This is a genomic window from Ruegeria sp. HKCCA6837 (assembly GCF_013034475.1).
Lineage (GTDB): Bacteria > Pseudomonadota > Alphaproteobacteria > Rhodobacterales > Rhodobacteraceae > Ruegeria.
Genome location: NZ_WQGD01000051.1, coordinates 1 through 1,996 on the forward strand (window position 1 = coordinate 1; position 1,996 = coordinate 1,996).

The window sequence follows — 1,996 nt, forward strand, 5'->3', positions numbered from 1 at the left end:
CCCACCAGTCCCCGAAACTCTAGTCCGAAATGGCCCAGAACACGGGGGCTAGACAATGTCTTGTGGGTCGGCAGGACAGGCGCACCATTAAAGCAAGATGCGCTGAGCCCCCGGATCGCGGAGCAGACCCTGAAGCTGACGGGTCGCCGCATTCCACCGCATTTCTTCCGGGATGCCGCCGCAACGACATTGGCGCGCTCCTCTCCGGAACACGCAAAGCTGATCCGACCAATATTGGCTCATACGAGCTTCGGAACGGCAGAGCATCACTACATTCACGCCCAAACCATTGAAGCAGGCCGCGACTACGCGGATCTGATCAACCAGAAGAAAAAGGTCTGTCGATGACCCGAGTCGCAATCTATGCCCGCTTCTCCAGCCAGATGCAGAGTGACGCATCTATCGATGACCAGATGCGTTTGTGCCGGGAACGTTCAGAGCGGGAAGGCTGGACTGTTGTCGACGCCTATTCGGATCGGGCGGTCTCTGGTGCGTCCATGTTGCGTCCCGGGCTGCAAGCGCTCTTCAATGCAACCCAGGAAGGACGGGTTGATCTGATCTTGGCAGAGGCGCTGGATCGGTTGAGCCGGGACCAGGCAGACATCGCTGCGATCTTCAAACGGCTAAGCTTTGCAGGGGTTTGCATCGTGACGCTGGCTGAGGGCGAGATCAGCGAATTGCACGTAGGTCTCAAAGGCACCATGAACCAACTGTTCCTCAAAGACCTGGCCGACCAAACCCGGCGTGGTTTGCGCGGGCGTGTCGAGCTTGGCCGTTCCGGCGGTGGTAACAGCTACGGTTATGATGTCGTCCGGCGTCTCGGGCCCGACGGCCAACCCGTCACGGGGGAACGAGTGATCAACGCAGCAGAAGCTGGGATCGTCCGGCGGGTGTTACATGACTTCACCGAAGGGCACTCCCCGAAAGCCATTGCGCGCCGCCTGAACGCCGAAGGTATTCCCGGTCCCCGTGGCAAGTTATGGCGTGACACCGCCATCCGGGGGCACCGAGTGCGTGGGACGGGCCTTCTCAACAATGAGCTCTACATCGGCCGCCTTGTTTGGAACCGGCTGCGCTACATCAAGGACCCGGAGACCGGCAGACGTGTTTCCCGTCTCAACGATCCGTCCAAATGGATCATCGCGGAGGTCCCTGAGCTGCGGATCGTCGGGGATGAACTTTGGGAGGCGGTCAAGCAGCGGCAAGGCGAGATCGAGGCTGATCCCCGCGTCAAAGCCATCAAGCAAACCAAGTTTTGGGAGAAGCGTCGCAAAAAGCACCTTCTGACAGGTCTAGTATTCTGCAGCAACTGCGGTGGGCCACTCGCCACTGTCGGGCGCGATTACCTCGCCTGTTCAGCCGCCCGCAAACTCGGCACCTGCACGCACAGGCAATCCATTCGCCGCAATGTCCTGGAAGACGCCGTTTTGGATTTGCTTCGTCAGCGTCTGATGCAGCCCGACGCAGTGGCCGCTTTTATCAAATCCTTCAACGAAGCCGCCAACGCAGAAGCTGGTACAGAGGAGGCAGCCCGGACCCGTCTACAATCCGAACGGGACAAAGCTGCACGCAAACTGAATGGGTTTTATGACGCAATCGCTGAGGGCATTCGCACCCCCGGGCTTCAAACGCGGCTCGAAGAACTCGAAGCGCAGATAGCCGAGCTTGACGCAAAGCTCTTCGAACCTAAGCCTTCGCCGGTGCGACTGCACCCGAACCTGTCGGAACTTTATCGCTCCAAGGTCGCCGATCTTGCACAAGCGCTATTGGAACCTTCGATCCGCACCGGGGCTTTGGAGATCATCCGGGGCCTTATCGAACGTGTCACGGTCGAGCACACCAAAGAGGGCGTTCAGATCGAACTGGAGGGTGCCCTGGCAGCAATGATTGGGTTGGCCCAAAATGAACAAAGCCGCCCTGAGGCGGCTTGTTCGACCCAAGTGGTTGCGGGGAGAGGATTTGAACCTCTGACCTTCAGGTTATGAGCCTGACGAGC

General features: G+C 59.2%; 2 protein-coding genes. Both read left to right on the forward strand.

Annotation, left to right across the window (positions count from 1 at the left end):
- A partial coding sequence (locus GOV91_RS22465) for a hypothetical protein (protein ID WP_217352058.1) occupies positions 1–348 on the forward strand: 348 nt, incomplete at its 5' end.
- The gene (locus GOV91_RS22470; RefSeq protein ID WP_171237131.1) at positions 345–1,985 is read left to right on the forward strand and encodes a recombinase family protein; all 1,641 of its coding nucleotides are present in this window, start codon (positions 345–347) and stop codon (positions 1,983–1,985) included. The genes GOV91_RS22465 and GOV91_RS22470, both read left to right, overlap by 4 nt.
- Positions 1,986–1,996: the final 11 nt, after the last annotated feature.